This window comes from Bacillus sp. FJAT-26390 (genome assembly GCF_001682865.1).
Classification (GTDB): Bacteria; Bacillota; Bacilli; order Paenibacillales; family Paenibacillaceae; genus Pristimantibacillus.
The window spans coordinates 1,153,717-1,173,592 of the sequence record NZ_MAQX01000011.1 but is presented as its reverse complement, the minus strand read 5'-3'; the positions used below and the strand labels follow the sequence as shown (position 1 = coordinate 1,173,592).

Genomic DNA, 19,876 nt, shown 5'->3' with positions numbered 1-19,876 from the left:
CCAGTGATGCTCTCGAATGAGCCGTTAGGTCTATTTACCTACGTTATATATCGGCTGGCTTAATCGTTAAGTTAATTGCTTTTTTTGGAAGTGAATACAAAAATGCGAGGCGCTGTGCCGCGCCTCGCTTCTTATGGTTCATTGCTGCTATTCCGCATTGTAGTTTTTCTGATATTGCCGCGGCGTAAGTCCGGTCCACTTCTTGAAGGTTGAGCTGAAGTGGCGCTCCTCCTGGTAGCCGACCAGCTTGGAGACGGCATAAATTTTGTAGCTTTGGCGAAGCAGCTCCTTGGAGCGCTCCACACGGTATTGGTGCAGGTAATCGAGGAAGTTTACGCCAAGCTCTTGCTTGAACAGGGAGCTGAGGTAAGAATTGCTCACGAACGTCTCCTTGGCGGCCAGCTCCAGCGTAAGATTTGAATTGTACCGCTGCTTAATAAGCTCAATGGTCGCGTGTACGGTGCGGTGGAGCGACTTTTGATTCGATACGGCCTCGACGATGCTCTGGACGATCTTTTGCAGGACGACGGAGCAGTCATCCAGCGTCTCCATATTAGGAATTTTCTCAATCCAGTTGACGAAGCTGTCCTGCCATTCAATCGAAGCTACTTTGCGCTCTTGCGCAAACTTTTGCAGCTCGAGGATGAGGCTTGTTGCGTATAATTGCACCTCGGCTTTCGAATAACCCGAATTGTTGCGAATATGGGACATGCCTGCCTCGATCGCATCAACCGCCTGCTCATACTGCTCATTTTGCAGAGAGACGAGCAGTTCCTTTCCGATACGGTGCAGCAAGGCATCGTCCAATATGGACGCTTTGGCTGACTGCTGCTTATCCGTGCATGTGTAGAAGAAGATGCCGCCCCGGCCTTGATAGAACCTGCCCTGCATCGCTTCCATCGCCTCTTGGTAGCCGATATGCGCATATTCGACCGAGGCATTGACCGAGCTGATCGATATGCTGATGGAAAGCTTCAGATAAGCTTCCAGATTGTACTGCAGCTCCTTCATCGCGCGCTCAATCGCATCATGCGTCGTATCGGCCGGATAGTTGCCGATCCACAGCATCTCGTCGCCATGCCGGAATACTTCAAGCTTGCCGGCATAAAGCGGGCGGAGCGTCTCTCCTGTAATGTTCAGCAGCGCATAACGAATGAGCTCTAGATCTCTTTTGGAGGAAGCGGCGTTAGGTCCCGTGCTGGAATCGATTCGGATGATGCCGACCTGAATCGATCCTTGCACGAGCGTCATTTCTACCTCTCGGATGACGTTGTAACGATTTTCGAGCGGCATGAGCGGCTGCTGAATCCACTGGGACAAAATTTGATTTTTGAGCAAATGAATGTTGCGGTTCCAGCTGCGGCTCAGCTCGTTGACCGCTTTATCCTCATTTTCCGATTCTTCGATCTTTTGCTTGAGATCGAGGATCACGCGAACGATGTCATGCGGCATGCACGGCTTAAGAAGATAGTCCGACACGCCAAGCTTGATGGCCTCCTTCGCGTATTCGAATTCGTTGTAGCCTGTCAGAAGCACGGAACGAAACTCATGTCCGGCCGCCTTGGCCGCGCGGATCAGGTCGAGCCCGTTCAAGTGGGGCATGCGGATATCAGTCAGCAGCAGATCGGGCGGATCATTGTTGATCATCTCCAAAGCTTGCCTGCCATTCTCGGCTTCGCCTGCAATCTCGATGCCGTAGAGCTTCCAGTCGACAAGTGTCAGGATGCCTTCGCGGAAGGACTGCTCATCCTCTGCAACGATCATTTTAAGCGCCATTTCCATTGCCCCCTTGTTTGATTCGTAATTGCACTCTAGTACCCAAGCCTTCTCTGCTCACAATCTCGAATTCCGCCTGCTCATAAAATAGAGCGAGCCTTTCTTTAATATTGGACAATGCCATCCCGGAGTGGGGCGCATTCATTTGCAAGTTTTTCATTGGCTCTTGTGCCGGCGCTTGGTTCAAACGCTGCACCTGTTCATCCGGCATGCCCAGCCCGTTATCCGCGACCTCCAAAATGATCCGCGAATCCTCCGTATAAGCTTTGACGTGAATATGTCCATTGCCGCCAGAGGGCTCGATCGCATGAATAATGGCGTTCTCGACGAGCGGCTGAAGCAGCAGCTTCGGCATGCGGAAATGCTGGATGGACGGCTCCATGTCGATTTCAAAATTAAAGCGGGTCGTGAACCGTTTCTTTTGCAAAAACAAGTAGTTTCGCACCAGCTCCATCTCATGCTCCAGCTCGACGAAGTCGTTGCCGCTGTTAAGGCTTAAACGAAACACCTGCGAGAGTGAAATAACCATTTCGGAAATCTCCTTGTCTCCCTTTTGCATGGCACTCCAGTTGATCATATTCAGCGTATTGTACAGAAAATGAGGATTAATTTGCGATTGCAGCGCCTTAAGCTCCGCTTCCTTCTGCTTCAGCCGCGAGGCGTAGACATCGTCGATCAACGTCTTGATCCGTCCGACCATCGTGTTGTACAAATGTCCGAGCCTGCCGATCTCATCATTGCCGTTAAAATGGACACGCTGCGTAAAATCACCGGTCTGAAGCGCTTTCATAGAAAACATGAGCTTTTTCATCGGATTCGTAATAATGCGGGCGATGACCCATGAGACAAGGATGGTGATCAGCGTCACGACAGCCATGATCGAGAATGTGACGGAGCCGATATGCTTTAGTTCTAGCACCAGCTTGCTGCGATCCTGAATGACGACGGAATGCCAGCCGGTAATGTCCGATACGGAATCCGAGACGATATATTGTTTCTTCTGCTTCAGTAGCTCGAGGCCGTGATCCGGATGAATATTGTCTACATTCGTCTGGTCAAATACGGGAAGCAGGGTGACCGGCTTGCCGATCCACTGCATGTCGGTTGCGGCGAGCACGATGCCTTGGTCATTCATAATAAACTGCGTGGCATCCCCGTTGTCATGATACAGCGTCTTGCTTAGTTTATCCGCGTCCATCCCAATGATCAGAAGGCCGTTGCGCGCATAATTGTAAAAGCTTTTGTAGGGCTTAATCAGGACGATCTTATGATGGTAATCGCCAGGCAAAATATAATCCGACGGATAGAACATATCCCAAATTTGTCCGTTCTCTGTTTTGGCTAGCCTTTCATAGTAACGGGTTTTGGTAAATCCATCTAAGCTAATTGCGCTTGCGATGCCTGTTTGCGTAATGACAAACGGCTGGCCGGATTCATGCTCCTTCGAGGTCGGGTAGAGGATGAGCGACTGGATCGATTCCCCGGTAACCATCAGCGGCAGCAAATTTTTGAATACCTGGTCGCGGCGCTGGGGCGTATCGCCATTCATCACCATGCCTTGCACGGTCGGATTCAGAAATAAGTAATTGGAGAAGCTTAGCGTGCTTTTGGCAAAATAGTCCAGCTGGTCCTTCGTCTTGATTGCCATGTTCAGCTGAGACTGGCGCAGCTTATCGACGACCTCGCCTGAGGCGATGTAGTACGAATACAGACCCGTAACACCTACGGTAACGATAAGAAGCGGAATGACTAACGTAAGCAATTTGCGCTGCAGCGTAATATGTCGAAATGGAGGGAAAAGAGCTCTCATCATTTTCACCTGTAGTCATTCAAATTTGTGATTTCAGTATACCAAGAAATAATTGGAGGAAGTGGTTTTTTGCTTATGATCCAAAAAATGAGGCATCTATTCTAAATTTTGGGTCATATTTTGGCATGGGAGTTCCAAGTTATAATGGGGGCAGAACAGGAAATACCTGGTCAAACAAATAAAGGTGGGGTAGCGATGAAAAAAATATGGATCACGCTCGTGGCGATGCTTATGGTGTTTACGGTAACGGCATGCGGCTCCGGCAATAACGGAGCAAACGGAAATAAGAGCACGAATGCGCCGAGCCCTAGCAACGAAGCGAAGGAAACAGAGGCTCCGGTTGAGGGCAAAACAGCAGAGCCGGTAACGCTTAAGTTTTTTACGGCGCTCGCGGACCGCTCTAACGGAGCAGGCAAAATCGAGCAAGCGATCATCGATAGCTACATGGCTGAAAACCCGAACGTGAAAATTGAAGTCGAGGCGCTTCAGGATGAGCCGTACAAAGCCAAAATCAAAGTATACGCTTCAACCGATGCGGTGCCTGACATTATTCAATCATGGGGCCAAACCTCTTTCATCAAGCCGCTTATCGACAACAATATGCTGCTTGAGCTGAATGCATCAGAATTTGCGGACAGCAATTTTGTTCCAGGCGCGACAGACGGCTTCTCCCAAGACGGCAAGCTGTACGGCTTGCCGCGCGGAACGGATTTCCTCGTTATCTACTATAACAAGAAGCTATTTGACGACAACGGCTTGAAAGTGCCGACAACGACGGCAGAATTGCTGGAGGTTTCGAAGCAGCTAAGAGCCAAAAAGATTAACCCGATCGCTACAAACGCAATGGAAGGCTGGTCGCTGCCAATCTGGTTCGAATATGCGGCACAGCGCCATACAGGCGATTTCAACAAAATGGATGCGGTTCTAAAGGGCGAAGGCAAATTCTCCGGCGATGCTGATTTCTTGGCAGCGGCACAGGACATTGCGGCGCTGGCAGAAAATAAAGGACTCGCAGACGGCTTCCTGACAGCGGATTACGGCACATCCCGCAATCTGTTCGGCCAAGGCCAAGCGGCCATGTACGTGATGGGCAACTGGGAAGCGGGACTTGCAACGGACGAGAACTTCCCTGAAGAGTTCCGCAACAACGTAGGCGCGATCTCGTATCCGGCTTCCGATAAAGGCAAGGCAACGGACGTAGCGGCTTGGTATGGCGGCGGATACTCCGTATCGAAAAACTCGAAAAACCCAGAAGCAGCGGTAGCATTCCTGAAATACTTCTTTGCACCGGACAATTGGGCGAAGCAAGTATGGCAAAACGGCTCCGGCACGCCGGCTCAGAAGTTTGACCAGTTCTTGACTGGCAACGAAACGGCGCTTCAAAAGCAGCTGGTTGATATTTTCAGCGCAATGACATCTTCCAGCGGTACGCCAGTTCATGACAATGGCACGGATGAGTTTAAGACAAAAGTAATGGAAGCACACCAGAAGCTGTTCGGCAAACAAATTACGCCGGAGCAGTTCCTGACGGAAATGGATGCAGCAGTCGCTGTTCTGAAATAACAAGATTAACCTGGTAGCGGCGGGATGGCCAAATGATATTGGCTGTCCCGGCCTTCTACGAAAGAGAGAGCGGGGAGAACCATGCACAAACTGATGAGCAATCGGCTCACCATCTTCTGGCTAGTCGCACCTGGCTTTATGCTGTTTCTCTTCATGGTTTGCTTTCCGATTATCATGAGCGGTTACTATGGTACGACGAATTGGACGGGAATTGGCGCATACGAGTTCGTTGGGCTGGACAATTATATTAAAATCTTATTTCATGACGGCGTTTTTTGGCGGTCATTGCGCAACGCGCTGCTGCTGCTTGCAGCAACGCTTCTGATTCAGCATCCCCTTGCATTATTGTTTGCGATATTCGTCACGCATGCAGGAAAGCTAGAGAAATGGTTCCGGGCCATCTTTTTTATACCGGCCGTTATTTCGATCGTTGTTACCTCAAAAATGTGGGTAAGCGTATTTCATCCGAATTTCGGGATGTTAAATAAATTGCTTGAAGGCGTAGGCTTAAGCGCTTGGAAGCAGGACTGGCTCGGAGATCCGCAAATCGCCATTTGGTGCGTCATTGTCGTCGTCATGTGGCAAGGGTTCGGCTATGCGCTGCTGCTTTATTATGCCGGGCTGCAAGGCATACCGAAGGATCTATTCGAAGCCGCTGAGCTGGATGGCGCAGGCAGAGTGAATTTGTATACAAGAGTTATCATTCCGCTGCTCTCTCCTATGGTTCGGGTTGCGGTCGTCATTGCTGTCACCGCCTGCTTGAAGCAGATGGAAACGGTGTTTCTCATGACGAACGGAGGACCAGCCAATACGACGCAATTCATCGGCAACTACTTGTACAAAACAGCGTTTTCCTCCTCGCTTTACGGCTATGGAAACGCGATATCCGTTGTGTTCGTCATTATTTGTCTTATTATTACGCTTGCGATGAATAAGGCGTTCAAGAAGGATGTCGGCGAGTTCTAACGTAGGCAGATGCGTATGCATTTTTTGGTTATACGAATTTTTAGGAGGCATGCTTGTGGGAGCCGTTACAGCTAAGACCAATCGGGAAGCGGTAGGCATTAAGAAAAAGGATGCCGCATCGCCCGCAATAAAGGTTATTCTTCATCTCATCTTATGGAGCGTGGCGCTGCTTCAAATTTTTCCGCTCATTTGGCTGATCAATTATTCGTTTCTGAAGAGCGGAGATTTTTTTGGAAGCGGCATTTTAAAATGGCCTAAATCGTTTGAATGGAATAACTACGTGAATGCATTCACATACGGGAGCGTTCCGCGCTTCTTGCTCAACAGCGTGTTTATTACGACCGTGACGATTCTGGTAGCGGCCTTCCTCGCGCTAATGCTGAGCTACGCGTTCACGCGAATGGAGTGGAAGCTGCGGGGGCCGGCGATGGCTTTCATCATGCTTGGCATGATCGTACCGATTCACGCGACGCTGCTGCCGAACTTCATTTTGTTCGACAAGCTGAATCTCATCGATAATCCTTTGTCGCTCATTCTACCGTACATTGCTTTTTCGTTGCCGATCAGCCTGCTTATTATTTCGGGCTTTCTGGAGACGATCCCAAGGAGCATCGAGGAATCGGCGGTGATGGACGGCTGCTCCGTCTTTGGCGTTATTTTCCGCATTATCATGCCCATTACGAAGCCTGCTATCGCAACGGTATGCATTATGAACTTCATCAGCTGGTGGAATGAATTCATTATGGCGAATACGTTTCTAACGTCCGAGACGTTCAAGACGCTGCCATTTTCCATTATGAAATTCACCGGGCAATATTCATCCAATTATGGCGCCCAGTTTGCGGTCATGACGATTATTGCTTTGCCGACCGTCATCATTTATTTGTTGTTTACGGAGCAAATGTCGCGCGGCATAACAGCCGGAGCGGTGAAGGGCTAAGCCAGAATAGGGAGGCGGAGGTAGCGTGCAAACACCTGTTACAGCAAATACAGCGGTAAGCAGCCCTCGCAGACAAAGACCGCTTTGGCGGCGGTTTTTGTCGCAATGGCAAGTACAGCTGATGATTTTTCCGGCATTGGTTTTTATCCTCGTATTTAATTACTTTCCGATGTACGGCGTGCTGATGGCCTTTCAGGACTACAGCTTGTTTAAAGGCTTTTTTGGCAGCCCATGGGCAGGGTTTAAGCATTTCGAAATGTTTTTTAACTCGCCTGACTTCTTCCGGGTAATAAAGAACACTATTGTAATCAGTCTATTGAAGCTGGTTATCAACTTCCCGGCTCCGATTTTGCTTGCGCTCATGCTTAATGAAGTTAGAAACATGGCGTTCAAAAAAGTGATTCAAACGATCAGCTATTTGCCCCATTTTTTATCGTGGGTAATCGTGTCCGGCTTTACGATCTCGATCCTCTCCGTCGATAACGGAAGCTTGAACATCCTGCTGCAGTCGCTTGGGCTCATCGACAAGCCGATTAATTTTCTGTCGCTGCCCCAGTACTTCTGGGGAATAATCGTGACGACGAATTTGTGGAAGGAAATCGGCTTTGCGACGATCGTTTATTTGGCGGCGATTGCAGGCGTGAATCCGAGCTTGTATGAGGCGGCGTCGATTGACGGGGCAAGCAAGTTCAAACAGATTTTTTTGATAACGCTTCCTTCGATTACGCCGGTCATTATTATTTTTCTAATACTGAACATCGGCAGCTTGTTGAATGCTGGTTTCGACGATTTGCTCCTGCTTGGCAAAAGCGCGATGCTCCGCGATGTGGCGGAGGTCATCGATACGTATGCGTACCGGATAGGGATCATTAACAACCGATTCTCGTATGCGGCGGCGGTTGGCTTGTTCAAAGCGATTATTAGCGTTGGTTTGCTGACGATGGCGAACTATCTGTCTAGAAGAGCAGGTACAAGCCTATGGTAAAGCGGACCCGAATGGCAGCTAATATGCAGAAAAGTGGTGAAGCCTAGTGAAGCTGAGCAGCGGCGACAAAGTATTGCAAACGTTCATTTATATCTTCCTAGTGCTGCTAGGGCTGGCTACTCTATATCCGTTCTGGAACTCTGCCGTCATTTCCTTTAATGAGGGGTTGGATACGGCAAAGGGCGGAATAACGGTATGGCCAAGAGTGTTTACGCTTGATAATTACAGCATCGTATTCCAAAATGACCGCATCGTGGACGCCTTTCTCATTTCGGTTGCGCGTACCATTGCCGGAACTGCGATATCGATTTTCTTCACCGCTATTTTCGCTTACGGCTTGTCCGTCAAAGGCGTTATCGGGAAGAAATTTTATATGGTTTTTGCGATTATTACGATGTATTTCAGCGGCGGGCTCATCCCCTTCTACCTGCTAAACCGCGAGCTTGGCCTGATGGATACGTTCTGGGTCATGGTCATTCCGACCGCGGTCAGCGTATGGAATATGATCATATTCCGCACCTTCTTCATGGGCTTGCCCGATGGGCTGGAGGAATCGGCGAAAATGGATGGCGCAAGCACGTTTGGCATCTTTTTCAAAATTGTGCTTCCTTTATCAGGCCCTGTATTGGCTACGCTTTCATTGTTTACGGCGGTTTACCATTGGAACGATTGGTTTACGGCCACGATCTTCATTAACGACGCGAAGCTGTATCCGATTCAGACATTCCTGCAGCAAATTATGAACTCGAACACGATGAGCGAGCAGCTGTCGATCGCTTCGCAAGGCAGCGGCGCCGCTACGGATGCCTTAAGCCGGATGCAGAGCGTCACGAGCAAGTCGCTCACGATGGCGACGATGATGGTAGCCACGATTCCAATCGTATTGGTATATCCGTTCGTTCAACGTTTTTTCGTAAAAGGCGTCATGATCGGCTCCTTAAAGGAGTAAAGCTGGTATTCGGCCAAATAGCTTCGGCGAGTGGTTTGAGTATATATATTAAAAAATGGGAGGCGTACGAATATGAAAGGAAAAAAGCTGCTAACCACGCTTATGACTGTCGGTCTTGCCGGTTCTGTGCTGCTCGCGGGTTGCTCCGGCAATAATGGCGGAAACACCGGAAATACGGGCAAAGCAGGCAATTCAGGCAACACAGGCTCTAATAAAGCAGAAACGAGCAAAGGGTTTGTTTTGGGGGAAACGCCGGTATCATTTTCTTATTATGTACATTATGACTGGTGGACCACGGAGCCATGGGGCGCGAACCCGAACAGCAAATGGGTACAGGATAATTTGAAGGTTACGGTAAATCCGATTCAATCCGGCGGTGCGGCAGCGCAGAAGCTGAGCACGATGATCGCCTCCAAAGAGCTTCCCGACGCAATTATGATGGACCGCGGTCCAGAAGTAGAACGGCTAAGATCAGCGGGAGCGCTCGTTCCCCTTGACGAATATATCGATAAGTATCCCAATTTGAAAAAATGGGCGGGCGAAGAGACATTGAACATGCTTCGCTCCAGCGACGGCAAAATCTATCAATTCCCGAACTGGTATACGGCTGCGCCTACAGGCAACGGCGGCTGGTTTGTGAATAAGAAGATATATGCGGAGCTTGGCTCGCCTAAGCTTGAAACGACTGATGATTTGTACGCTTACTTGCAGCAGGTAAAATCCAAATATCCTGACGTTGTGCCTTTAGAGGTTGGCGGCAACGCTTCCGGCGTTGAAGTCATGTTCCCTAGCTTCCAAGAGGGCGCAGCCGGCGCATTCCACGCGATGAAGGCATTCCCGAATGGCGATAAGTTCGATACGATCTATAACAATGAAGCTTGGAAGGAAACGATGCTTTATGCAAGCAAGCTGTTTAGAGAAGGCTTGATGACGCAGGATGCGATGACGCAAAAGGACGATCAGGTGAAAGAAAAGCTGGCAACTGGCAGGGTCGCTGTATTCGTGGGCGGCAATGCAACGAACATGGGCCGCGAAGGCCATAACGCGTTAAAAGCACAGGATCCAAATGCAGGTTATGAGTTTATTTGGCCGGTAGCGAAGGCTGGCTTGGATAAAAACAAAGTGTATCCGAATGGTTATAATGCGCTTGGCTGGAACGTTAACGTCATTACGACAAGCGCCAAAAACCCGGAAGCGATTTTCGCTTACTTGGATTGGATGACAGGCGAGGAAGGCACGCGCATTATGTTCTTCGGACCGCAAGGCTTGTATTGGGATGATTTTGACGCAGACGGCGCGCCAATTCCGAACGACAAATGGTTCAGCACTACGCAAGAGGTGAAGGACAAGGATAAGCTGGAAGCATACGTATGGGCAGGAAACGCTACGTTTGTTGATACGAGCAAGCAGAAGATCGAGCAAACGCTGCCGGAGGACCAACGCAACTGGGGTGCTTTGGCACAGCTGAACATCGCTTGGAAAACATCGCAAAACATGACGCAGTACAACAATATCGACCCGGCTCCTGAGACGGATGAAGGGATTATCAACCAACAGGTTACGGAGATCGCTAACGAATACTTCGGCAAAATCCTGTTCGCGAAGAGCGACGCTGAGGTGCTTAGCCTGATCGACGAAGCGAAGAAAACGACAACAAGCCTCGGCTTCGACAAAGTCAACGAGTTCCGCACAGCAAGATGGAAAGAGAACTTAGCTTTGATTAACGGCAAATAATTAGTCTAAGCGATTAGTGCAAAAGGGCTGCTCCGCCGGTAGATTTATCTGCCGGGCGGGCGGCCTTTTTTTGGGGAGGTGGAAGCTTTCTTCTTAGAGCGGTTTAAAAAGTGGGGAAACCACCCAATATCCGTGAATATTTTTAAACATGCCGCATGTTATAGCTCTTTCGAGTCATGTCTATCTCCACTTCTTTGAGCGAAAATGATAGATAGGGAATTGAGCTCAAGGAAGCGAGGAGAATGATTTGGAAGAACAATTGGATAAGAAGAAATCATTTTGGTTATTTGTTGCTTGGGCGGCGGCTGTGCTGGCAACGGCAGGCAGCTTGTATTTGAGCGAGGTCATGCATTTTGCGCCGTGCAGCCTCTGCTGGTTTCAGCGCATCTTTATGTACCCGCTGGCGATTCTGCTTGGAATAGCCTATTCGAAAAGCGATACAGGGATTGTTTCGTATGCTTTGCCGCTTGTTGTGATCGGAGGGGGCTTCTCGCTCTACCATACGGTGCTTCAGAAGCTGCCGCATGACTCCCCGCTTGCAGCATGCGGTCCGGTCTCCTGCCAAGGCGATTATTTGAACTGGTTTGGGTTCATTACGATTCCGATGCTGGCGCTTGCTGCGTTTATTATGATTTTGACGGCGCTGCTTCGCCTGCGCAAGCTTAACCGTTCATAAGAAGTAGACAAGCGCGGCTCTCCGTGATATATAGATTGGAGCAAGCAAAACGGGGAGGAACGACAAGTGCAATTACCGCTAACAGGCGTAGGCGCCGCCGAGGAGCACGCAAGGCTGCTGTTGGACAGCTACCGGCGTTGGACAGGCAAGGAGCTGCTGGATATAGAGCCCGGCAAGAGCATTAGGGAGCAGTTGTTTCATGCAACAACCGTTATTTTATCGCATGGCACGGAAGCTGATCCCGTTCTAAACTATGGGAATCAGAAAGGGCTTGGGCTGTGGGAGATGGAGTGGGAGACGTTCACGAGCACGCCCTCGAGATTGACGGCAGAGCCGATGGAGCGTGCGGAGCGGGACCGCTTCTTTGAGGCAGTAACCGCTAATGGCTACGTAGACAATTACACGGGCATTCGAATTTCAAGCACAGGCCGAAGGTTTTATATCGTGAACGCGACGGTTTGGAATTTGGCGGACGAGAGCGGAGGCTATCTGGGACAAGCGGCTGCATTCTCGGAGTATCGCTATCTATAGAAGGAATGGGCTTTGGAAGGGCTGCTCTTCGTAGAATGATCTACTGAGAGCAGTCCTTTTTTTTGCCGTGCGCAGCTGTTGGCTTCCTTATATGCAAGTTAGGTATAATGAAAAAAAAGATTGGCAATAAGAAGCAGCGGAGGGGTAAATATGCCGATACATATCGGACTGGCAGGCTGGGGCGATCATGATCGGCTGTATGTCCCAAGCGCAAAAGCAGGCAGCAAGCTGCGGCAATATGCGAAGCATTTTCCGGTTGTGGAGGTGGACAGCACCTTTTACGCCATTCAATCGAGGGAGCGCTTTGGCAAATGGCTGGAGGATACGCCGGATACGCTTCATTTTCTCGTTAAGGCGTATCAAGGAATGACTGGACATCAGCGCGGACCGTCGGTGCCCGCGTCGGAAACCAATGAAATGTATGCGGCGTTCCGGGACATGCTTGAGCCTGTTATCGCGGCTGGCCGATTGACGGCGGCGCTATTTCAATATCCGCCTTGGTTTGACTGCACGCAGGCAAATGTTCGGATCTTGAGAGAGACGAAGGAGCGAATGAAGGGAATCCCGTGCGCACTGGAGTTTCGGCATCAGAGCTGGTTCACGGAGGAGTTTCGCGAGAAGACGCTAGCGTTCATGGAACGGGAGCAGTGGATGCACAGCGTTTGCGACGAGCCGCAGGCTGGAGCGGGCTCCGTGCCAACCGTGCTTAGGGCAACGGATGCGCTTTCCACGATCGTAAGGTTTCACGGACGGAATGTGTCCGGGTGGACGCAAGCCAGTGCGCCGAATTGGCGCGAGGTGCGCTATTTGTACCGATATAGCGATGAGGAGCTGTTGGACTGGGTTGGAAAGCTGCGGCTGCTGGAGCAGCAGAGCGAGCATATACACGTCATTTTCAACAACAACTCCGGTGGGGATGCGGCAGACAATGCGAAGCGGCTCATGGAGATGCTGGGGCTTGCCCGCCCGGATGGCGGGGAGCCGAACGAACCGCCGCCGCCCGTCGTCGAGCAGCTGGATTTATTTTAGCGGAATGATAGCCGTTTGAAGTCCGGATAAGTTGTGTACATATTCATCTATACATCAATTGGCATTGTGGTAAAATGAAAAGAAATCCTAGGCAGGTGGAATATGGAAATAGCTCTTCTGGCAAAAGAAATTTATAAGACGGCACATTTGACCGGTACTTTTAAGCTAAGATCAGGGAAAGAATCGAATGACTATTTTGACAAATATTTGTTTGAGTCGAATCCGATATTGCTAAATTTAATTGCGGAGTATTTATCAAAGTTGGTTCCCCTAGGAACAGAAGTGTTGGCGGGCCTTGAAATGGGCGGTATTCCGATCGCGACGGCCGTGTCGCTTAAAACGGGAATCCCCGTCGCGTTCGTCAGAAAAAAAGCCAAAGAGTACGGCACTTGCAAGCTCGCAGAGGGCATTGATATTCAAGGTAAAAACGTTTGTATCATTGAGGATGTCGTCACGACTGGCGGCCAAATTCTATTAAGCGCCAACGATTTGAAAGATTACGGAGCGATAGTTAAAAATGTCGTATGCGTCATCGAACGGGAGCAGCAGGGAAGAGAGAATCTGGAAGACGCGGGGTTGTCCTTGTATTCCTTGTTTAAGATGGACGAGCTTATCGAATCGTAATATAAATTTGACCTAATACGCAAAAAGTGAGCCTTAGAAGCGATTCTAAGGCTTTTTTGCGTATAGGGAGCATGTGCGAGTAGCGGTTAAACGGGTTTAGCGGGAAATTCTCCATCTAATTTTCGCGTACGGAGCCCATTTGAGCATTTAGCTGGAAATACTCCCGTTAATAGGATCACTTACAGCCGAATTTGCTAAAATGCAGAAAATTAACGGGAGAAATTCCTATTAATGCTGATTTTTGAGTAAAGTTGCATGAAATAACGGGAGCTTTTCCCGTTAATGCTGCTGATTGAAAGCTTTCGGAGCGCGCGGCAAGCGGACGTTTATAACGCATGAAGCTTATGTCGACCGAAATGATTTTTTAGGCATGAAGCCAAATTCCTCTACCAATCGATCCATCCGGTACAGCGGCTTGTATTGATTTTTGGCGTCGTCAAAATGACTGAGATCGTACACCGCGGCTTGGTCGCCTAGCAGTGATCGGAGCAGGGAAAGCGATGGGACTGAAGCGCTGACGTCAGGTCCTACAAAATTGCATGTAATCACCCTGTCCTTCGGTGGCGCATTTATGATTTTTATTAGTCCGTCCACCACATCGCTCACGTATACATGCCCGAACTGAATGAAGGGGACAGAAAGTGAAGGGGGATCATCCATGACAGGCGCAGTCCATTTACCATCCGTTGCGACCGCTCCTAGCCTTAAGTTGATAAAGTCGGCGCCGGGACTCATTCTATGAAAATAGCGGGTTAAATCCTCGACCATTGCTTTGCTGAGGCCATAGGCGTCTTTTGCCAGGCAGGGATGGTCTTCCGGTATGGGAAGCTCGAGCGGCATAAAATCGTCATGCAGGCTTCCTGTTGCGGCAATGGAGCTAGCCGTTATAAACCTCGAGCAGCCACGATCGAGTAAATACCGATAAAGCCTTCTTGTTCCTTGCACATTTACAGCAAGAGCGCTCTCCTCGTCACTTCCGCCCGTTACCGCAGCCAGGTGGACAACAACGTCGATTGGTATGCCATCCAGCTGATGCAAATCCTCCGTTTCATGAAACGACCCTTGTATGAAAGTAAAAGATTCATCGCCACCCAAAGGGCTCCGTCCCATACCGATTACGGAATGGTTTTGAACTAGCTTTTCAACTAAACGCTGTCCGATAAATCCATTAACACCTGTGATCAGAATATTCATCGTGAGGAGTCTCCTTTTAAAAGCTCGAATGTACGGATTAACGTTTTATTTTACTGCTGTTTCGGCTAGGCCAGCAGGTTTGGTGATTCTAGTGAGGCAATCATAGGCTTTTGCTCAATTGGCGAAGACATCACGATCAGAATCGTATACGTCCCATATTTATCGCATAAATTGCCGAATTCCTCGAGAGAACGAGTGGAGTCGGTCACCACCTTCAATAAGTAGTTGTGTTCTCCGCTGATGCGGTAGCATTCCGCGACCTCGGGTGCTGAGCGGCAAAAATCGAGGAAAGCGTGGCAATCTCTTGTGCTAAAAAGGATGTAGCCAGCTGTTTGCTTCCCTATTTTTTCTGGAGATATTATCGTGCGATACTCCTCGATGATTCCTTTTTCCTCCATGCGCTTGACTCGCTCGGTTACTGCGGGCTGCGATAATCCGACGCACTTGCCCAGCTCCGTCATCGAAATTCTCGCTTGGTTCTGAAGATAAAACAGAATTTGCTTATCAATATAGTCCATCCGAGCGGGCTCCTTTAAATTCAAAGATTTTATATGAAAGTAACTCGTTTTCCTTTGTAAGGAGGCAGATTTAGCTTTATCGCCTTATGTAAGGCGAATGACTTAATTAATATAATATACTCACAATAGTAAAGTGATCAAGGCTTTAACTATTCAGAGAGGATGAGCATGATTGAGTCATTTAAATGTAAACAAAATGAACCAGTATGATTTACAAGCGCGCATTGATGAAGTTATCGATCGTACCCTTGCCGAGAAACGGCTGGTTGGCGCTGTCATAAAAGTATCGTTAGATGGGCGACTGGAATATAGCCGAGCTGCCGGATTTGCTAACCGCGAAAGTAACGAGCTGATGCAAGATGATACATTATTCCGCTTTGCTTCCGTAACCAAACCCATCGTATCCACGGCAGCCCTTGTGTTGGTTGCGCAAGGCCGTCTGCGGCTGGATGATCGCGTAGATCGGTGGCTCCCTGCGTTTCAGCCGCGCTTGCCAAATGGCGAGCCTGCGACATTGACGATCCGTCACTTGATGACGCATACCGCAGGACTGACCTACCGCTTCTTCCAAGAGGATAATGGTTCCTATGAGCGAGCGGGCGTATCCGACGGCATGGATCAACCCGGTATCACGCTGGAAGAGAACCTTAGTCGTCTCGCTTCTGTACCGTTGCTCTACGAACCGGGCACAGAGTGGAAGTACTCAATCGCAACGGATGTGCTGGGGGCAGTCATAGCAAAAGTAACAGATTCGCCTCTTAGCGAAGCCATTCGTTCTCTAATTACAGAACCGCTTGGACTTCATGATACCGGCTTTACAGCAGTTGATCCGGAAAGGTTGGCGGCTGTATACATTAATGATACACCAGAGCCGCGCCAATTGCAGGATGAAGGCAGTGTTGCCTTTTTGCAGGGGACGGCTGGATTCCGCTTGGCACCCGGCCGGGCGTTTGACGAATCAGCCTTTCCATCTGGCGGAGCAGGCATGGTCGGCAGCGCCGGTGATGTTCTTAAGCTGCTGGAAACGCTGCGTTTGGGCGGGGCGCCGCTTCTGCCTGAGCGCTTAGTTCGGGAAATGGCGACCAACCAAATTGGTGAACTGCCCATGCTTTATTGGCCAGGCCGAGGTTTCGGGCTTGGGTTTACGCTGCTCAAGGACCCGATAGCGGCAGGCACGCCAGAATCGGCGGGCACATGGCGGATGGGCGGGACGTATGGCCATACGTGGTTCGTAGATCCAGCTAAAAAGCTTAGTGTGGTCGCTTTTACCAACACAGCCTTGGAAGGCATGTCGGGCCAGTTTACGGTTGATCTCTGTGAAGCGATTTATAAAGGAATAAACAAATAAAGCAGGAACAGGAGCCTTGGTACGGGATAAGCCGGCCTAGGCTCTTTTTATAACCGAATACATGAGGGAGTGATGGTTTTGATTCAAAACGGTTCACATCAAAGAGCTGCAACCCCCATATTTTTTATTGCGCTTGGATTATTTGGCGTATACACCATTGAGTTTGGCGTGGTTGGCATACTTCCGGCGATTATTGAACGATACGATGTCAGCACATCTCAGGCCGGTATGCTTGTTGGCTTGTTTGCTCTTGTCATTGCGCTTGCCGGTCCTTTTATGGTTTTGCTTCTATCGCCGTACAATTCTAAAAAAGTGATGCTGCTATGCCTGCTCATATTTGCAGGAAGCAGCATAGGATCGGCATATGCGCCCAACTTTTATGTACTGCTGGCCCTTCGCGTTATTCCGGCATTGTTCCATCCCGTCTATTTTTCGCTTGCCTTCGCTGCCGCAGCGTCCCTTTATTCGAAGGAAAAAGCGACGGAAGCCTCGGCCAAAGCATTTGTAGGCACCAGCATGGGAATGGTGCTCGGAATACCGATTACGACCTATTTAGTCGATCAAATCTCATACGAGGCTTCCTTCCTTTTTTGTGCTGCTGTAAATATCGCCGCTAGCATAGGGATTGCCCTCATGCTTCCAAAACCGCCTAGCGCGGAGAAAATTTCTTACGGAAAACAGCTAGGCATCTTGCGTAAAATCCCCTTATGGATAAATATTAGCGCATCCACCTTCCTATTTGCCGCTATGTTTTCGGTATATAGCTACTCTGCCGAATATTTAAAACAAGTAATGGGAATGAGCGGCAATGCCATTAGCGTTATGCTTATTGTTTTTGGGATCTCCGGCATGGCGGGCAATTTGCTGGCTGGAAAGCTGATCGGATTAAATATGGTAAAGACGACTATTTTGCATCCGCTCGTCTTAGCGATTTCCTTCTTGCTGCTTTATTTGGGAGAGGCATCCTTTGTTCCTATCGTCATTATTACCGTGTTGTGGGGAGCTGCTCATACAAGCGGACTTATAGTCACGCAGATATGGTTAACATCCGAGGCGCCGGAGGCTCCTGAATTTGCCACCGGCGTATATATTTCCTTCATCAATCTGGGCGTGTTCATCGGTTCGGCAGCAGGCGGGTGGTTTCTAACCGCGTTTGGCATGAAGGGCGTGATTGGGAGCGGACTGCTTTTTATTTTGCTGGCTATGGTCTGTATTGTCCTAAAAGTTATCTTTTTTCATCCAACAAGCTCGAAAGCGAAGGCAAGTCAGCTATCAAAATGAGGGGGAACATATTTTGAGCGAGCAGCGAAGTATGGTAGATTTATAGGATTAGGGTAATCTCCTTATAAATGGATAATCTGCTTTGCAATCCTGCTGCTATTGCTCGATTAGGAAGGAACGTTCAAGCCATAAAAGGAGGTTCTTCTATGGGTTATATGATGGATCTTAGAAGCTTGGTGGGGACAAGGCCGCTTATCATGGCTGGCGCCTGCGTTTTATTATGCAAGGAGGATTCACTTCTTCTGCAAAGACGGTCAGACAACGGTTTGTGGGGGCTTCCCGGAGGGGCGATGGAGCCAGGGGAGGCGCTGACCGAGGTCGCAAGGCGGGAGCTATTGGAGGAAACGGGATTAATAGCGGGGAGTCTGGCGCTATTTGACGTATTCTCTGGGCCAGAGCTCTACTATAAGTATCCGCATGGAGACGAGGTGTATAACGTCTCTACCGCGTATATCTGTTCGGATTTTGAAGGGATGCTTAAAGAGGATGGAACAGAGACTCTGGAGCTGCGTTTTTTTGAATTTGGTTCAATCCCGCAGGAGCTAAGCCCTCCGGATCGGCCGGTTATTCATGCTTTTCTGGAGCGCTTCATAATCAATAAAAATAACCCGGAAGGCGGTGCCTGAAATGCAGACGCTAATCGTTATTTTATTATTGATCATCATCGGGCTGCTGCTTCGAATCAATTCGAAATTGCCGAGGCGTGATTTAGCAACGGAAGCGGTTGAACGATACCATGAAGAACGGTCGAAGGATAAATAAAGAAGGAGCAGCTACCCAGGCTGCTCCTTCTTCCGTTAATATTTTAGCTTCAATAGATTGCGCTCCGTTATGAAGGTTGTCGTATTGAAGAGCAGCAGCACGTCTTTAATGCCGTTTTCCTCCATGTAGCTGCTAATACTGCCGTTGTAGTAGCGAATGTCGATTACATGGATGTCTTTCACATGCTGCGTAAGGAAAGGCAGGAAGCTGTGCGCATAGGAATCTTTGATGACCAGCAGCTTTTCTTGATCTGTTTTCTCTGCTGGAAGATCGGTATGAAGCGTCATTAGCGCATGCACGCCGCCAAGGAAATACGAGTATTTGTCTTTTTTCTCTAAGTAGCTCGCATCGTACATGCCAGCATAGGTTTTGTCCGTATCCGCGACATACATCTCCGTTGCAAAGCCATGTTTCTCTATATAAGCTTGTATGGCATCTGGCTTTAATCCGCTGAACTGACCGCGCGTATGGTAGCTGCCTAGAAACGAATCGCTGACTGTCTCTATATCGAATTCGCCCTCGGCAGCAGCCGTCCAGCCCATTTTCTCTGCATAGGCGACATAGGCAAGATAGGCGCCATAGGTCGTCCAGTGATGATCGGTTTTATAGTAGATGGGCTTCGAGCCGCCAGCTGCGGGGCGAAGGAAATCGAAGCCGTCAATGAATGACAGGCTGTCTTCAACCTGCTTCCCGATAAAGCTGTTTACCTTCGATTGCGGATAAGCTTCAGCCAGCCATGGCAGCCGCTCCGGATACATGCCGATGGAGGTTGGCGCGAGCATGAACGTCATGTTCGCATCCGGATGGCTTTGCGCATACTTCTTCACCGCAGACGCATACTCCTCGATTTCGGTATCGCTTGGCTCGTTAAACTTTTCGAACAAATAGCCGTCCTTGCCTTTATAGATGCCGTTATTCTCCTGCTGCAGCCGAAGCTGCTCCAGCATCGACTTCGTCCAAACAAAGTTCGTTCGGAATGGAAAATGGTCGGTTACGTAGCTCTCCGCGTCCTCGGAGAACTTCTTGGACCAAAGATTTTCCCAAGTAAGCTTAGGCGCTTTCCGGAGCGTACGGTTCTCCACGTCGGAGAACACTTGCACAGGCAGCATAAAAAATAATAACGACATGGCAAACAGAACGATGACGAAGCCCCACACGAAGGCGCGATCCGTCTTTTTGCCCATATCTGC

The 19,876-nt window shown here is 49.3% G+C and carries 19 protein-coding genes; 14 read left to right on the top strand and 5 right to left on the bottom strand.

Going from position 1 to position 19,876, the window contains the following annotated elements; translation table 11 throughout:
* Positions 1 to 147: 147 nt before the first annotated feature.
* Positions 148 to 1,776 carry a response regulator transcription factor gene (locus A7975_RS16805; RefSeq protein ID WP_053372570.1) on the bottom strand — a complete coding sequence of 543 codons (1,629 nt, stop codon included), beginning with the start codon at positions 1,774 to 1,776 and terminating at the stop codon, positions 148 to 150.
* Positions 1,766 to 3,589 (bottom strand): cache domain-containing sensor histidine kinase, encoded by a 1,824-nt coding sequence (locus A7975_RS16800; protein ID WP_082198229.1) that lies wholly within the window; start codon positions 3,587 to 3,589, stop codon positions 1,766 to 1,768. The genes A7975_RS16805 and A7975_RS16800 overlap by 11 nt, the downstream gene beginning before the upstream one ends.
* 192 nt (positions 3,590 to 3,781) lie before the next feature.
* On the opposite strand from A7975_RS16800, the gene A7975_RS16795 reads away from it, so the two are divergent.
* The 10 genes from A7975_RS16795 to pyrE all read left to right on the top strand — a co-directional run bounded on the left by A7975_RS16795 (position 3,782) and on the right by pyrE (position 13,583).
* Positions 3,782 to 5,149 (top strand): ABC transporter substrate-binding protein, encoded by a 1,368-nt coding sequence (locus A7975_RS16795; RefSeq protein ID WP_053372568.1) that lies wholly within the window; start codon positions 3,782 to 3,784, stop codon positions 5,147 to 5,149.
* Between the two features lie 81 nt (positions 5,150 to 5,230).
* Positions 5,231 to 6,115 carry a carbohydrate ABC transporter permease gene (locus A7975_RS16790; RefSeq protein WP_053372567.1) on the top strand — a complete coding sequence of 295 codons (885 nt, stop codon included), beginning with the start codon at positions 5,231 to 5,233 and terminating at the stop codon, positions 6,113 to 6,115.
* 55 nt (positions 6,116 to 6,170) lie between these two features.
* A complete protein-coding gene (locus A7975_RS16785) occupies positions 6,171 to 7,055 on the top strand; it encodes a carbohydrate ABC transporter permease (protein ID WP_231637306.1) in 885 nt (294 codons plus the stop codon).
* A gap of 121 nt (positions 7,056 to 7,176) precedes the next feature.
* On the top strand, positions 7,177 to 8,040 hold the full coding sequence (locus A7975_RS16780; protein WP_082198273.1) for an ABC transporter permease: 864 nt from the start codon (positions 7,177 to 7,179) through the stop codon (positions 8,038 to 8,040).
* A gap of 46 nt (positions 8,041 to 8,086) precedes the next feature.
* Positions 8,087 to 8,989, top strand: a complete 903-nt coding sequence (locus tag A7975_RS16775; protein ID WP_053372565.1) for a carbohydrate ABC transporter permease — start codon at positions 8,087 to 8,089, stop codon at positions 8,987 to 8,989.
* Positions 8,990 to 9,061: 72 nt separating this feature from the next.
* The gene (locus A7975_RS16770) at positions 9,062 to 10,723 is read left to right on the top strand and encodes an extracellular solute-binding protein (RefSeq protein ID WP_053372564.1); all 1,662 of its coding nucleotides are present in this window, start codon (positions 9,062 to 9,064) and stop codon (positions 10,721 to 10,723) included.
* A 247-nt stretch (positions 10,724 to 10,970) separates the two neighbouring features.
* A complete protein-coding gene (locus A7975_RS16765) occupies positions 10,971 to 11,399 on the top strand; it encodes a disulfide oxidoreductase (RefSeq protein ID WP_231637305.1) in 429 nt (142 codons plus the stop codon).
* A 66-nt stretch (positions 11,400 to 11,465) separates the two neighbouring features.
* Positions 11,466 to 11,930, top strand: a complete 465-nt coding sequence (locus tag A7975_RS16760) for an MEKHLA domain-containing protein (RefSeq protein ID WP_053372563.1) — start codon at positions 11,466 to 11,468, stop codon at positions 11,928 to 11,930.
* A 150-nt stretch (positions 11,931 to 12,080) separates the two neighbouring features.
* The gene (locus A7975_RS16755; protein WP_065385823.1) at positions 12,081 to 12,959 is read left to right on the top strand and encodes a DUF72 domain-containing protein; all 879 of its coding nucleotides are present in this window, start codon (positions 12,081 to 12,083) and stop codon (positions 12,957 to 12,959) included.
* A gap of 102 nt (positions 12,960 to 13,061) precedes the next feature.
* Positions 13,062 to 13,583: an orotate phosphoribosyltransferase gene (pyrE, locus tag A7975_RS16750; protein ID WP_053372561.1), complete on the top strand. Its 522-nt coding sequence runs from the start codon at positions 13,062 to 13,064 to the stop codon at positions 13,581 to 13,583.
* A gap of 342 nt (positions 13,584 to 13,925) precedes the next feature.
* Here the strand turns inward: pyrE and A7975_RS16745 are convergent, their stop codons facing one another.
* Together A7975_RS16745 and A7975_RS16740 are read right to left on the bottom strand one after the other, a co-directional pair.
* The gene (locus A7975_RS16745; RefSeq protein WP_065385822.1) at positions 13,926 to 14,777 is read right to left on the bottom strand and encodes an NAD-dependent epimerase/dehydratase family protein; all 852 of its coding nucleotides are present in this window, start codon (positions 14,775 to 14,777) and stop codon (positions 13,926 to 13,928) included.
* A 65-nt stretch (positions 14,778 to 14,842) separates the two neighbouring features.
* Positions 14,843 to 15,295, bottom strand: a complete 453-nt coding sequence (locus A7975_RS16740; RefSeq protein WP_053372559.1) for an Lrp/AsnC family transcriptional regulator — start codon at positions 15,293 to 15,295, stop codon at positions 14,843 to 14,845.
* Between the two features lie 196 nt (positions 15,296 to 15,491).
* Between A7975_RS16740 and A7975_RS16735 the strand changes: the two genes are divergently transcribed.
* The 4 genes from A7975_RS16735 (at position 15,492) to A7975_RS34945 (ending at position 18,686) form a co-directional block, all read left to right on the top strand.
* On the top strand, positions 15,492 to 16,643 hold the full coding sequence (locus tag A7975_RS16735) for a serine hydrolase domain-containing protein (RefSeq protein ID WP_065385933.1): 1,152 nt from the start codon (positions 15,492 to 15,494) through the stop codon (positions 16,641 to 16,643).
* A gap of 78 nt (positions 16,644 to 16,721) precedes the next feature.
* The gene (locus A7975_RS16730; RefSeq protein WP_255314301.1) at positions 16,722 to 17,924 is read left to right on the top strand and encodes an MFS transporter; all 1,203 of its coding nucleotides are present in this window, start codon (positions 16,722 to 16,724) and stop codon (positions 17,922 to 17,924) included.
* Positions 17,925 to 18,070: 146 nt separating this feature from the next.
* The gene (locus A7975_RS16725; RefSeq protein WP_065385820.1) at positions 18,071 to 18,550 is read left to right on the top strand and encodes an NUDIX hydrolase; all 480 of its coding nucleotides are present in this window, start codon (positions 18,071 to 18,073) and stop codon (positions 18,548 to 18,550) included.
* A gap of 1 nt (position 18,551) precedes the next feature.
* Positions 18,552 to 18,686: a hypothetical protein gene (locus A7975_RS34945; protein ID WP_255314300.1), complete on the top strand. Its 135-nt coding sequence runs from the start codon at positions 18,552 to 18,554 to the stop codon at positions 18,684 to 18,686.
* Positions 18,687 to 18,721: 35 nt separating this feature from the next.
* Here the strand turns inward: A7975_RS34945 and A7975_RS16720 are convergent, their stop codons facing one another.
* The gene (locus A7975_RS16720) at positions 18,722 to 19,870 is read right to left on the bottom strand and encodes a DHHW family protein (protein WP_065385819.1); all 1,149 of its coding nucleotides are present in this window, start codon (positions 19,868 to 19,870) and stop codon (positions 18,722 to 18,724) included.
* Positions 19,871 to 19,876: the final 6 nt, after the last annotated feature.